Here is a 13,377-nt window from a genome sequence, read left to right as displayed (position 1 = left end):
TAAAAATAAAAGGATTCTCTTTCTTATTTCTGCATGTTCCATTCGCAAAAGAAAAATTAACTGTTATACTTAAAGCCAAGGGGAAATTCGTCCGCGAGGACGATGAATTGAAGCATGAAAAAAGTAAAAAAAATCCCGAAAGGGTCGAAGATAAAGAAAAAAATTGAATCGCTGACACCGCGGCACTGGGTAGGCATCGTCCTGGCCGTCGCCGCCTTGCTTATTTTGGGTTTCGTTTATTGCAACAAGCCAAACGAGCTGGACAAAATCACGCAGGACTACATTGAAACTATCGACACCAGCACGATCCGGGGCGAAGTCGAGCGCCAGTTTGACAACGAATACAAAGCGCAAGACTACTTGTTTTACGGAGAAACGCTTTCGATGTTCGGCAACCCGTACGACGCCGAGCAGGAAAACCTCGATCCGTTCATGGGCAAAGCGCTCGTGTTGCGCAACATTGAAACAGGAAAAGAATACAATTTTACGTTTTCCGGCAGCGCGGATGGCGCGATCCCGCTTGGGCAGCTCGACGAAGGCGCCTATGAGGTGTTCATTTACGACCAGTACATCAAAAAGCGGGTTTATTTTGACAAAGCGTTCACATCCAAGCCGCTTGTCACGATGCGCCGCGGCGGAAAAGTCAAAAACATCACCTTGGAAGCGGATAAAGACATTTTCCGCAAATTCAATGTGGAGCTTGCTAACAACTACGCGTTTTTAGTCGTGAAAGACACGATTCCGCAAAGCGAGATCGTCGACGTGGTCATCGACCCGAGCGGCAACGTCTTCAACGAGCTGACCCAGGAACTGGAGCCGGGGTTCGCCAGCGGCCAAATCAGCGAGGCGCAGGCATCTTACGAGCTGGCCCAGAAAGTCAAAACCGAGTTGGAGCGCTATGGCCTCAAAGTGCTCATCAGCCGGAATCCGGACTCCACGCCAAGCTACTACGGCGAGAACGGACGCGTCGGGCAAGGCTATGAGCATCAAGCGAAGGTGTTCCTGAATTTGTCGATGTGCGATGAAGAGAGTGTCAACCGGCCGTTCTTTATCGTTTCGCCGCTGACCAACGCCTCGCTCGCCAACGAGATGGCCTACATCATGACGCAAAACGGCATCGAGCTCGACTATCCATACACGACAACCGACTTGCTGGCCAATGGCGTCATCTTTGACACGAACATCGTGGACAACGAGTACAACGTCACGCCGTTTACGATCAATCCCGCCATCCGCGAAAGCGGAGGGAAGGCGACGTACGCCGGACAATACAACCAGGTCGGCAACGGAACGTACGCCAGCCACGACGGCATGTACGGCTTGATGTTCGAATACGCCAACATCGCCAGCAGCGATAGCGTGGACTACTACCAGGCCAACCAGGACAAGATCGCCAAGTCGCTCGCGCAAGGTCTTGCCTCGTATTTTCAATTAAAGGAGGTTGATTCGGATGAAGCTGCAAGCGAGTCATCTATATAAATCTTTTGGAGCCCAGGACGTGTTGTCCGACGCTTCGCTCACCGTCAAAGGAAACGAGAAAATCGCGCTCGTTGGACGCAATGGATGCGGAAAAACGACGCTTTTGAAAATGATCTGCCATTTGGAAGAGCCCGATCAAGGCTCGGTCGTGATCGCCAGCGGAACGCGCATTGGCTACTTGTCCCAAATCACGTTTGAAGACGAGGAGCGAACCGTGTACGAAGAGCTGCTCACCGTTTTCGACGAGCTGACCACCTTGCAGGCCCGTCTGGAAAGCCAGGCGCTTGTGCTCGAGCACGACGCGTCCAGCGCCCAGCTGGAAAAATACGAGAAACTGCAAAACCGGTTTGAAGCGCTTGGCGGATACGATTACGAATACGAGCTAAAAAACGTGTTTTTTCATTTTCAGTTCGAAGAAGCCGATCTGCATAAAAAGCTTCGCGAGTTTTCCAGCGGACAACGGACCCGGATCGGGCTTGTCAAGCTGCTGCTCACCAAGCCGGACGTTTTACTGCTGGACGAGCCAACGAACCATCTTGACATCGAGTCGATCGAGTGGCTGGAAGGCTATGTGCGCCACTATCCCGGCGCCGTCATTCTCGTCAGCCACGACCGGATGTTTTTGGATCACGTGGTGGACGAGATCGTCGAAATCGAGTTTGGCAAAACGATGCGCTTTCCCGGATCGTATTCGCACTATGTCAAAGCGAAAGAGGAGTACATTGAGCGAAACCATGACGCCTTCGTCCGCCAGCAGGAGGAAATCGCCCGCATTTCGGCTCTTATCGAAAAATTTCGCTACAAAAAAAACAAGGCGGCTTTCGCCCAATCCAAAATCAAGTATTTGGACCGGATGGAAAAAATCGAGGATGTCAAAACGGATCAAAGCGCGATCAAAGCCCGCTTCACCAGCGGACGCAAAGGCGGAAAACGCGTTTTGGAAGTCGACCACCTGCAAATCGGCTACACCGATCCGCTTTGCGAAGTCGATTTGCTCGTCATGAAAGGCGATCGTCTAGGCATTGTCGGTCCGAACGGAATCGGAAAGTCGACCTTCATCAAGACGCTCGTCGAAAAACTTCCGGCTCTGGGCGGCAGCTTTCATTTCGGCCATCAAATCGACTTAGGCTACTTCGACCAGGACAGCGCGCAAATCACCTCCAGCCAAACCGTGCTGGACACGTTGTGGGACGCGTATCCGCAAACCGACCAGACGCAGCTGCGCAACACGCTGGCCAGCTTTTTGTTCACCCAGGACGAGGTGTTCAAAGAAGTGTACAATTTATCCGGCGGCGAAAAAGTCCGGCTCGCCCTGGCTTGCCTGATGCTGGCCCACGACAACGTCCTACTGCTCGACGAGCCAACCAACCACCTCGACATTCCCGCCAAGGAGGCGCTTGAAAAAGCGCTGGAAGCGTACGACGGAACGATTTTATTCGTCAGCCACGATCGAATGTTTTTAAAAAAGATGGCCAACCGCATTATGGAAATGGGCGCCACAAGCAAAGTGTACAACGTCGGCTACGAGGAATATCTTGAAAAGAAAGCGCAGCACACGCTTGTCGAAGCGGCCAGGGAAGCCGTTGCGGCTCCGGCGCCAATCAAGCAGGAGAAGCTTTCTTTCAACGAAAGCAAGGCGCTCAAAAACCGGGTCGCCAAGCTGGAAAAGCTGCTGGAGGAGGCGGAAGTTGATTTGGAGGCGCTGCGCGAGCTGCGGTTCGAGCCCGAATACTATCAGGACTATCGAAAGATGGAGGAGCTGGACGCGCAAATCGACGAAAAGCACAACGAGATCGCGGCCTACACGAAAGAGTGGGAAGAAAAGATGGAGAAGCTGGAAGGCGAGGCGTCTTGAGCCGGCTTGGATAAACTTGTGCAAATTGTTATAGGAAAAGAAAAACATTGAGTACAATAGAGATACATGGAAATGAGGTGTATCACAATGGAAAAAACCGAATTAACAGCACAACAGGAAATGATGGAAATCCCAGCCGAGAAAATGGCGGAAATCAAAGATCATATCGTAAAATCGCAAAGCGTTTTGGAACTCGTTGCTGACTCTCTGGAAGAAAAACTGCAGCCGGAAGGATCGGACATCACGACGGAGCTCAACGCGCTGACGACAATTTACGATCAGCTGGAGCACGCCTATCAGGATGCCGAGGACGTGGAAGCGTTCTTGAAGCAAACCGAAGCCGTCGACAAGAAAAACGCCTAAAAGAGGCAGGCAGAAAACCGCAAAAAGCGGTTTTTTTTTGCGAAAAGTTTCTTCTGCGGGAATCGTGCGCTAAAATAAAAGAGGAAAAGAAAGAGGAACGATGATGAAAGTTTTATTGTTGAATGGCTCGCCCAAAGGGCCCGCCAGCAATTCGATCCAGCTGGCGAACGCTTTTTTGCAAGGCGCCCGGGAAAAACAAGAGCTGGAAATCCAAACCTACGACATTTACGCGATGGATTTGCGTGATTGCCGCGGCTGCTTCGCGTGCTGGAACAAAACGCCGGGCCAATGCGTGATCCACGACGACATGACCAAAATCTTAAAAGGCATTTTAGAGGCGGACTGGATCGTATACAGTTTTCCGTTGTACTACTATTCGCTTCCTTCCCGGCTTAAGCTCGTTTTTGACCGCCAGCTTCCGTTTCGGCTTCCATTCATGGATGCGCAAAACGAATACGGTGGCCATCCCGACCGTTACGATTTATCGAAAAAGCGATGGATCTTCATTTCGACTTGCGGCTTTTATACCGCCCAGGGCAATTATGAAACCGTCACGAGCCAGCTGGACCGCCTCTATGGAAAAAACGGCTACACGACGATTTTCACCGGGGAAGGGGAGCTCTTTCGCGTACCGGAGCTGAAAAAGGAATGCGCCCGCTATTTGGACATCGTCCGGCAGGCGGGGCGCGAATTTGCCGGCGGATCCATTTCGGAAGCCGTCCGCCGCCAGCTGGAGGAGGCGATTTTGCCGCGTCCGGTGTTCGAACGTCTGGCCGACGCGAGCTGGGGCGTCGAACCGGAAAGCGGACACATCCAATCCGAGGCGTATCAATTCACCAGACAAATGGCCGGGTTGTACAATCGCGACCATTACGATAAAGACCGCGTCGTCGAATTCGAATACACCGACCGAAACGAGCGCTATCAAATCGTCTTGACCAAGACGGACGCCCAGGTGAAAAAAGAAGATTTTCTGCCATACACGACCCGCATCACGACGCCTTTTGCCGTTTGGCAATCCATCGCCAGAGAAGAGATTCGCGGGGACGAGGCGCTCATGCAGCATCTGTACACCGTCGATGGCGATTTCGACTTGCTTTTGCGCTGGGACGATTTTTTTGGAACCGGTGCCGCGCACGCGCCAAAGGGCCCGCAAACGAACATGCTGTATTTTCTCGTTCCGTGGATGGCGCTTTGGATTGGCGCGCCCGTCGCTTCGCGGATCGGTTTTGGCTTGATAAGCGCGGGACTCGCTCTTTTGTTTTTGCTAAGCCCCCAGCTGAATTTGACGAAGTATGACCGGCTAGGCTGGATCGTCTGCGCCGGACTGGCCGGATCGCTTGTCGCGGGCGTGTCGTTTCCACTCGTCATCCGGTTGTCGTATTTGGGATTTGGCTTGTGCTGGCTGGTCAGCGCATGCCAGAAAGTGCCGCTGTCCGCGTGGTATTCAATGAACGAATACGGGGGACCGGATGCCTGGAACAATCCGATTTTTATGAAAACAAACCGCATTTTGACGGTTAGCTGGGGCTTTTTGTATTTGCTTTTCTTTCTCGTGCCGGCTTTACCGCCAATGGTGGCGTGGATCGCGCCGGCTTTGCTGGGCGTGTTCACGTTGTGGTTTCAAAAGTGGTACCCGACGTTTGTGGCCAGGGGGAAAAGAGAATAAAAAAACGGCTTCGTTTTAATCCGTTCCTTGTCTATTCGACACGGGAAACAGGAAAAACGGGGCCGTTTTTTATAAGTTCGAGTTTTTTGGAACGAGGAAGCTGCTTGATCGCGTATTCTCTGCGCAGCGCCATCCCTTTTTCTTCCCACGTTTCAAAGTAAACAAGCATGACCGGCGTCCGGGGCCGGGTGTATTTCGCGCCTTTTTGCGCGTTGTGGGCTCGCACCCGTCTGGCAAGATCGGTCGTCCAGCCCGTATACAGCGTGCCGTCGGCGCAGCGAACGATGTAGACGTAGTGCATCGGCTATTTTTCGTAATAGCCAAAGTGCTCGAACGGATAGACGACAAGGAAGTCTTTCGCCAAAATCGAAGATTTCTTGTAAGGGCCGGTATCGCGCGAATCCATCGAGATGGGCCGGTTGTCGCCCATGAGGAAATACTCGTCTTCCTGAAGGGTGACCGGATCGAAGTTGTAGTTGAAATAGCCATTCGTCTCTTTCCACTCTTTGGCGTAGTCGTTGTCCAAATACTCGCTTTCGTCCAGCGGCTTTCCGTCAATATACACTTGCTCTTCCTTGCATTCGACCGTTTCGCCCGGCAAACCGATGACCCGCTTGATGACCGTCGTCGGCTCGCCTTTTTCGGTGGTCGTTTTAGCCAGCACGATATCGCCGCGCTGGATGCCTTCCACGCTGACGCCAATCACGTTGGAAACGCCGCGGTCGCCGTTTTGAAAATTCGGGTACATGCTTCGTCCTTGAATCAGCGCCGGCTTGAATAAAAAGGCGGATACAAGAATGATGAGGATGGAAACGACAAGAAAGGTGCTGACAAACGATAAAATGTCTTCGCCAATCGTGCGTTCATCGTTTTCGTTGTAACGAAAATTGGTTCGTCTTTTTTTTATATTTTTTTTCTTTTTGCTCATTGATTTGATCTCCAATGGTTTTATTTTAACAAATATCGCCGGAAATACAAATCCGACCGCTTAACGACGCAAAGAAAAAGAGGTGAATTTAAATTTATCGTAACGATGGCGGGAAAATGAGTACTCAAACGGGATCCCGTTGTCCAAATAGGCAATCTGCTCCACTTCGAGCACCGGCTCGTTTTCCTTCAAGCCAAGCACTTCGTGATCGAGCGCGCTGGAAATGTCGGCCCGGCTCGTTTGCTGGGCGCTGGCGATGTGCATGTTGAGATCGTGTTCGATATACGAATAAATCGACTTGTTGAGCACATCCTCGGTAATTCCCGGAATCAGGCTGACAGGCATGAACGTATGCTCGAGCACGTACGGCTCGTCGTCGTAAAGGCGCAACCGCAAAATATCGTAAACCGGCTCGTTTTCCTTGATATGCAAGGCGTGCGCCACGTCCTTGGAAGCGAAGCTGAGCTTGAACTCCAGGATTTTCGACTGGACTTCCTCGTGGCGGGTACGGTCGAATCCGCCAATCGGAAACTCCTCCATCTGGTACGGATCGGAGGCGAGCGCCTTGTTGAGCACGAAACTGCCCTGGCCCTGCTTTCGATAAATCATGCCTTCCTCAACTAAAATATCCAGCGCTTTTTTCACGGTCATCCGCGAGCAGGCGTAAATTTGACAAAGCGTGATCTCGTCCGGCAGCTTGGCGCCCGGCCCGTATTCACCATCTAAAATCGCGTCTTTCAGCTCGTCGTAAATCATTTTGTATTTTGGGCTCATCGTTTTTTCCTCCTTGGATTATAATTTAAGTATATTCTATATGGGTTCCATAGGAAATGTCTAGACTAATAGAAAAAATCAAAAAATATGTCTAGACATTTATTTGAAAACCATTTACAATTTAAACGAAAAGAGGACGATGAAATGAAGAAGCAAAAAGTACAATTTCCGGACGATTTCTGGTGGGGTGCCGCCACGTCCGGTCCGCAAAGCGAAGGATGGTTCAACAAACGGCACGAAAACGTGATGGATTACTGGTATCGCGTGCAAAGAAACGATTTCTTTAACGGGGTTGGTCCAGATGTTGCCAGCGATTTTTACCATAAATACAAAGAGGATTTCGCGCTCATGAAGCAAGTCGGCATGAACTCGTTTCGCACGAGCATCCAGTGGACGCGCCTGATCAAAGATTTGGAAACCGGCGAGCCAGATCCGGAAGGCGTGCAGTTTTATAAAGACGTGATCGCCGAGGCGAAGAAAAACGGCATTACCCTGGTGATGAACTTGCACCACTTCGACATGCCAATCGAATTGCTTGAAAAATACGGCGGATGGGAAAGCAAGCACGTGGTCGACTTGTTTGCCAAGTTCGCCAAGACGGCGTTCGAATGCTTTGGCGACGACGTGCGCTACTGGACCACGTTCAACGAGCCAATGGTCATTCCCGAAGCGGGATATTTGTACGGGTTCCACTATCCAAAATTGATTGGAAAAGGAAAGGAAGCTGTTCAAATCATATTCAATATCAATCTGGCTTCCGCCAAGGCGATCGAAACGTACCGCTCCATGAAACTGGATGGTGAAATCGGCATCATCTTGAATTTGACTCCGGCATATCCACGCAGCGAATCGAAAGAAGATCTGGAAGCCGCCCGGTTCGCGGACGATTTCTTTAACAAGGCTTTTTTGGATCCGGCAGTTTATGGAACGTTCCCACCGGCGCTCGTCGATCTTTTGAAAAAAGACAACGTGCTGTGGCAAACCGATGAAAAGGAACTCGATACGATCAAACGAAACACCGTCGATTTTCTAGGTGTCAACTACTATCATCCAAAACGCGTCAAAGCGCCGGAAACAAAACGGGAAGGCAACTGGATGCCGGATTGGTATTTTTCCGAATACGACATGCCGGGCAAGCGAATGAACCCGTACCGCGGCTGGGAAATTTTCCCGAAAGCCATTTACGACATCGCGAAAAACGTCCAAAACGACTATGGAAACATCAAGTGGTTCATCTCTGAAAACGGCATGGGCGTTGAAGGAGAGGAAAAGTACCGCGATGAAAACGGCCACATTGAAGACGATTACCGCATCGACTTTTACGAAGAGCATCTGGCGTGGCTGAACAAAGCGATGCAGGAAGGAAGCAACTGCTTTGGCTATCAGGCCTGGACGGCGTTCGACTGCTGGAGCTGGAACAACGCCTACAAAAACCGGTACGGATTCATCGCGGTGGATTTGAACGACCAAAGCCGCACGATCAAAAAATCCGGACGCTGGCTCAAGGACGTGGCCGACAACCACGGATTCGAATACGACCTCGACCTCGTGCAAGAATAGGAAAGAAGGAAGACGTATGCTGAAAATCGCGGACGGTTTTTGCGATCACATGCTTTTGCAGCGACAACACCCCATCCTTGTATGGGGAACAGGCGAACCGGGCGAATCCGTCACGGTGCAGCTGGCAAACCAGGTCGGGAAAACGTTGGTCGACGCAACGGGAAGCTGGACGCTTTCGCTGCCGCCGATGGAAGCGGGCCGCCAGCTGACACTCACGCTTTTTGGCGCGGATACGACGATTCAAATCGACGACGTGGCGATTGGCGACTTGTATTTGGCCGCCGGCCAATCCAATATGGAATTCGCGCTGGGCAGCGAGGACCATTACGAGCAAGCGAGAAAAGCGGCGGACGGCAAGGATTTTCGCTGGATGGGCGTGCCCCAGGTCGAATACGAAGGCGACGGCCGGGACGAGCCGCTGGCCTGGCGCGTATTAAACGCCCAAAACGTTCAGGACGTTTCCGCGGTCGCCTTGTACGCCCTGCTGGAAATCGCGACCCACACGGATGTGCCTCTTGGCGTGATTGGCTGCTACAAAGGCGGGACGAGCGCGAGCTGCTGGATTCGCAAGCAAACGCTTATGGAAGATCCGGAGCTGCGGCAGGCGTTTTACGAACCGTATTGGGACGGGCTGGAAACGCAAAGCGAAGCCGAGGAGGACGCCTGTCGGGCGGCGTACCAAAACGAGCTGGAAACGTACCAGCGGGCGGTCGCCGACTACCAGCGCGCCTATCCTGAGCGCTCTCTTTCCCAGCTGAAGCACGAGCTTGGCCACACGCCATGGCCGGGACCGAAAGGAAAAAAGGACTTTGGCCGTCCGGGCGGATTGCGCGACACGATGCTGCGGCAGGTGCTGAACCGGCCCTTCAAGGCGGTTTGGTGGTATCAGGGCGAGGAAGACGCGAAATCGGCGTGGCAGTACGAGCATTTGCTCGGCACGCTCATTGACGAATGGCGCCACACGCTAGGGGCCAATGTGCCGTTCTTTCTCGTCCAGCTTCCAGGATATAAAGAGGAAACGTACGTCGAAACCTGGCCGATCTTGCGGCAGGCGCAGGCGATGCAGGCTTTGGCCAAGCCGAACGTCGATTTGATTTGCACGCTCGACCAAGGCGACTCGTACAATATCCATCCAACGAACAAGCAAGTCGTGGGCACCCGGCTCGGGCAGCTTGTCAGCCGCGTTTTTTACGATCCCGCGCTCCGGGCCTTGTATCCGAAGCTGCGCCTATGGCGGCATGGCGAGGAAAACGTCGAGCTTGTTTTTGAAAACATCGACCAGGGATCCATCCGGCTTTGCGTCGACGATCAAACGATCGAGGCGCCGATTCGCGAAGGGATCGCACGCGTGGCGGGGAAGGCGCATACGATTTCCTACGCCTGGCAAAACGACCCGGAATGCCTCACATGGAACGCGTTGGGGCTGCCGATGTTTCCGTTTCAAATCGAAATCGAATAAAGAGCACGCGAAAGAATTTTTACTCTTTCGCGTTTTTCTTTGGAAATAAGGTAAAATAAAAGCGGAGACGAAAAAGGGATTTTGGAGGAGAGAAGGATGGAAAAAATCATTTATTTGGACGCGGACGGGACGCTGTTCCACCATGAGGGCTACGTTCCCGCTTCCGCGTTTCGCGCCATTGAGCAGGCGCAAGCCAACGGACATAAAATCGTTTTATGCACCGGAAGGCAGCTCGTCGAGATTTATGGCGATTTGAAAAAAATTGATTACGACGCGATCATCGCCGGTGCGGGCGGAACGGTTCTTGTCAAGGACAAGCTGCTGTTTGATGGGCATTTTTCCCAGGCGCAAATCCATCGGCTGGCCGCGTATTTAAACGAACACGCCATTCCGGCCGTCTACGAAAGCCGCCTTGGTGTGTTTGGCGACGCCATGACCAAGCGGGCGATGAAGGCGCGCTGCGAGCAGGTGTGCGCGGGACTGGATGAAAAACAGGCCCGGACGCATGGAATGACGTTGTTTTACAACAGCGTGGAAGAGCTGGATCCGAAGGAGATTTTCGCCAAGCCGATTTCAAAAATCAGCTTTTTGGAAACGAAGAAGCCGTATCGGGAAATCGAAGCGGATCTTCGCGATGAATTCGACTTGATCCGGGCGACCTTCGCCCCACTGGGACCTGAAAGCGGGGAAATCGGCTGCCGGGGCATTTCGAAGGCGACCGGCATGGACCTCGTCAACCGCTACTTTGGCGTTTTGGCTTCGGACACGGCGGCCATTGGCGATGGAGAAAACGACTTTTGCATGTTTGAGCGCGCCGGTGTCGCGATCGCGATGGGCAACGCCAGACCGGCGGTGAAGGAAAAGGCCGACTGGGTGACAGCCGACCTGGAAGAAGACGGGATCCTTAAAGCGTTTGCCTGGCTGGATCTGCTATGATTTGAATGGACTCGTAAGGCTGGGAAACGCCCTGGGCGAGTCTTTTTTTCTGAAAAGCCAAATTGAGGTCGTACAAGACGTCCCAGTACAACTCGGGAAGCGTGTAGGCGTAGGCGGTCACGACGATGCCCTGGCCGCTGGCGGAAAACGAAGTGAGGGCGCAATGCGGCGCCGGATCCTTGAGCACGCGCGGATCGTCTTTCATCAACGTGTTCAGACTCGCTTGAAACGCCTCGACATCGGTGTCCAGCGGGACGGGCAAAGCGATCGCCATGCGACGGTAAGGCTCGCGGGAGTAGTTGACAATGATCTCGGAAACGCATTGGGCGTTGGGAATGATGACTTCTTGTCCCGCGTAGGTGACCAGCGTCGTGAACATCGTTTCGATTTTCGTCACCGTGCCTTCGTTGGTTCCAATCGAGATGTAGTTGCCGACCGCGAATGGCTTGGTCAAAATAATTTGCAAGCCGCCCGCGACGTTGGCCATGTTGTTTTTGAGGGCCAGGGAAATGCCAAGGCCCAATGCGGAAAACGCGCCGACGATCACGGTTGTATCGACGCCCATTTGACCGAGGGCGACGATGATGCCAAGTGTTTTCGTCCCGATGGAGCAAAGGGAGCCGATGAAGGTCATGGCGCCCATCTCGGTCGGGTTTTTAGCGCATTTTTCAATGATGCGTTTGATTTTCGGCCCAATCAAAAACGAGAGAAAGACGATCAGCCCGGAATAGGCAAGCTTGATGAGTAAAGAGGGGAGTGCGCTCATATCCATAAAAGAGCTCCTTTCTAAAAAGAAAAACCGGTTTAAGCCGGTTGATCTAAATCGAGTTCAAGACGGTCGATGCCGATTTGAATGCGGCGAAGCGCCTCGTCCTGACCGAGAATATACGCGATTTCAATCGCGCCGCCCGGAGTGAATTGTTTTCCTGTCAAAGCGGTGCGGACAGGCCAGAGCACCTGGCCGTTTTTCATTTCCAGCTGTTTTGGCAAGGCCAGCAGCGTTTCGTGGATGGATTGCTCGCTGGACCAGTCTTCCTGGGCAATCAGCGCGTCTTTGACCGCGTAAAGCGACTTGAGGGCGATTTCTTTCGTCGTTTTCATTTTTTTGTGCTTGTACATTTCCAAATCGTATTCAACGAGCTCGTCAAAGAAATCGACGGAATCCGCGATTTGATCGAGATGGTCGATGCGCGGCTGGATGATCTTGGCGATTTCCCGCAAATCGTAGTCGCCATGGATGGCTTTTTCCAAATACGGACGGACGGTTTCAAAATACGTGTCTTCGTCCATCGCGCGCAAATACATGCCATTCATCCAGGTCAGCTTGTCGATATCGAAGATCGCGGGCGATTTCGAGATCCGGGAAATTTTGAACTGGTCGATCAGCTCGTCGAGCGAGTAAATTTCTTGTTCGGTTTCCGGCGACCAGCCAAGCAGCGCCAGATAGTTGATGATGGCTTCCGGCAAGTAGCCTTTGGCGACAAGATCCTGGAAGCTGGCGTCGCCGTTGCGCTTGGAAAGCTTGTGATGCTCGTCTTTCATCACCGGTGGCACATGGACATAGCGCGGTCTTTCCCAGCCATAGGCGTCGTAAATCAAATTGTATTTCGGCGTCGACGACAAGTACTCGTTGCCGCGAACCACGTGCGAGATCTGCATCTGGTGGTCGTCGATGATGTTGGCAAAATTGTACGTCGGGAATCCATCCGATTTGATGAGAATCTGCTCGTCAAGAAGGTCGCCGTCAAATTCGATGTGGCCGTATACTTCGTCTTCGAACGACGTTTCACCGACGTTTTTGATCGTCTGGCGGATGACGTAAGGCTCGCCGGCGTCCAGTTTGGCCTGGATTTCCTCGGCGGACAAATGCTTGCAAGGGTCTTCGAATTTAAACGAGAGGCCAAGGCTTTCCGCTTCCTCGCGCTGGGCCTGGATTTCCTCCTCGGAGCAGAAGCAGTAATGGGCGCCGCCCAGCTTGATGAGCTCTTCGGCGTAGCCTTTGTACATCGGCAGACGTTCGCTTTGCACGTAAGGGCCAAAGTCGCCGCCGATATCCGGTCCTTCGTCCCAGTTCAAGCCGCATTCTTTCAATGTTTTGTAAATCATTTCCTCGGCGCCTTCGACTTGCCGCTCCTGATCGGTGTCCTCGATTCGTAGCAGGAAGTCGCCGCCATCGTGTTTCGCGATCAAATATTCGAACAGGGCGGTTCGCAAATTTCCGATATGCATATATCCCGTTGGGCTTGGCGCGAAACGGGTCCGTGTTTTTTTCATGATTAATCATCCTTTCGCTTTTCTAATGATATAACGAATAAGGATGGGTTTCAAGAAATGAATTTTCAAAAAAAGGTTGC

The 13,377-nt window shown here is 52.4% G+C and carries 12 protein-coding genes; 7 read left to right on the top strand and 5 right to left on the bottom strand.

Annotated elements, in window-relative coordinates:
- Window positions 1–114: 114 nt before the first annotated feature.
- From E5336_RS04645 to E5336_RS04630, 4 genes are all read left to right on the top strand, one after another.
- Entirely contained in the window at window positions 115–1,479 is a 1,365-nt protein-coding gene (locus E5336_RS04645) for an N-acetylmuramoyl-L-alanine amidase (protein WP_135979907.1), read from the top strand.
- On the top strand, window positions 1,451–3,334 hold the full coding sequence (locus E5336_RS04640) for an ABC-F family ATP-binding cassette domain-containing protein (RefSeq protein WP_135979906.1): 1,884 nt from the start codon (window positions 1,451–1,453) through the stop codon (window positions 3,332–3,334). Before E5336_RS04645 ends, E5336_RS04640 begins: the two co-directional genes overlap by 29 nt.
- A gap of 87 nt (window positions 3,335–3,421) precedes the next feature.
- Window positions 3,422–3,697, top strand: coding sequence for a hypothetical protein (locus E5336_RS04635; protein ID WP_135979905.1), 276 nt, complete (start codon window positions 3,422–3,424; stop codon window positions 3,695–3,697).
- A gap of 100 nt (window positions 3,698–3,797) precedes the next feature.
- Window positions 3,798–5,366, top strand: a complete 1,569-nt coding sequence (locus E5336_RS04630; RefSeq protein WP_135979904.1) for an NAD(P)H-dependent oxidoreductase — start codon at window positions 3,798–3,800, stop codon at window positions 5,364–5,366.
- A gap of 31 nt (window positions 5,367–5,397) precedes the next feature.
- Here E5336_RS04630 and E5336_RS04625 read toward each other — a convergent pair whose 3' ends face one another.
- From E5336_RS04625 to E5336_RS04615, 3 genes are read right to left on the bottom strand one after another with little or no spacing between them, the layout of a single operon-like run.
- Window positions 5,398–5,667, bottom strand: coding sequence for a GIY-YIG nuclease family protein (locus E5336_RS04625; RefSeq protein WP_135979903.1), 270 nt, complete (start codon window positions 5,665–5,667; stop codon window positions 5,398–5,400).
- A 3-nt stretch (window positions 5,668–5,670) separates the two neighbouring features.
- A complete protein-coding gene (gene lepB / locus E5336_RS04620; RefSeq protein ID WP_277820785.1) occupies window positions 5,671–6,294 on the bottom strand; it encodes a signal peptidase I in 624 nt (207 codons plus the stop codon).
- A gap of 60 nt (window positions 6,295–6,354) precedes the next feature.
- On the bottom strand, window positions 6,355–7,068 hold the full coding sequence (locus tag E5336_RS04615) for a GntR family transcriptional regulator (protein ID WP_135979902.1): 714 nt from the start codon (window positions 7,066–7,068) through the stop codon (window positions 6,355–6,357).
- Between the two features lie 144 nt (window positions 7,069–7,212).
- On the opposite strand from E5336_RS04615, the gene E5336_RS04610 reads away from it, so the two are divergent.
- The 3 genes from E5336_RS04610 (at window position 7,213) to E5336_RS04600 (ending at window position 11,023) form a co-directional block, all read left to right on the top strand.
- A complete protein-coding gene (locus E5336_RS04610; RefSeq protein WP_135979901.1) occupies window positions 7,213–8,628 on the top strand; it encodes a glycoside hydrolase family 1 protein in 1,416 nt (471 codons plus the stop codon).
- Window positions 8,629–8,644: 16 nt separating this feature from the next.
- Window positions 8,645–10,087 (top strand): sialate O-acetylesterase, encoded by a 1,443-nt coding sequence (locus E5336_RS04605; protein WP_135979900.1) that lies wholly within the window; start codon window positions 8,645–8,647, stop codon window positions 10,085–10,087.
- A 96-nt stretch (window positions 10,088–10,183) separates the two neighbouring features.
- Window positions 10,184–11,023 carry an HAD family hydrolase gene (locus E5336_RS04600; RefSeq protein WP_135979899.1) on the top strand — a complete coding sequence of 280 codons (840 nt, stop codon included), beginning with the start codon at window positions 10,184–10,186 and terminating at the stop codon, window positions 11,021–11,023.
- On the opposite strand, the gene E5336_RS04595 is transcribed toward E5336_RS04600, so the two are convergent.
- Both E5336_RS04595 and gltX read right to left on the bottom strand, forming a co-directional pair.
- Entirely contained in the window at window positions 10,992–11,789 is a 798-nt protein-coding gene (locus tag E5336_RS04595; protein ID WP_277820784.1) for a mechanosensitive ion channel family protein, read from the bottom strand. The genes E5336_RS04600 and E5336_RS04595 overlap by 32 nt on opposite strands.
- Window positions 11,790–11,827: 38 nt before the next feature.
- Complete coding sequence (gene gltX / locus E5336_RS04590) at window positions 11,828–13,297, bottom strand: glutamate--tRNA ligase (RefSeq protein WP_135979897.1); 1,470 nt, start codon at window positions 13,295–13,297, stop codon at window positions 11,828–11,830.
- Window positions 13,298–13,377: the final 80 nt, after the last annotated feature.

Source organism: Dubosiella muris (assembly GCF_004793885.1).
Lineage (GTDB): Bacteria > Bacillota_I > Bacilli_A > Erysipelotrichales > Erysipelotrichaceae > Dubosiella > Dubosiella muris.
This window is presented reverse-complemented; position numbering and strand designations above follow the sequence as displayed.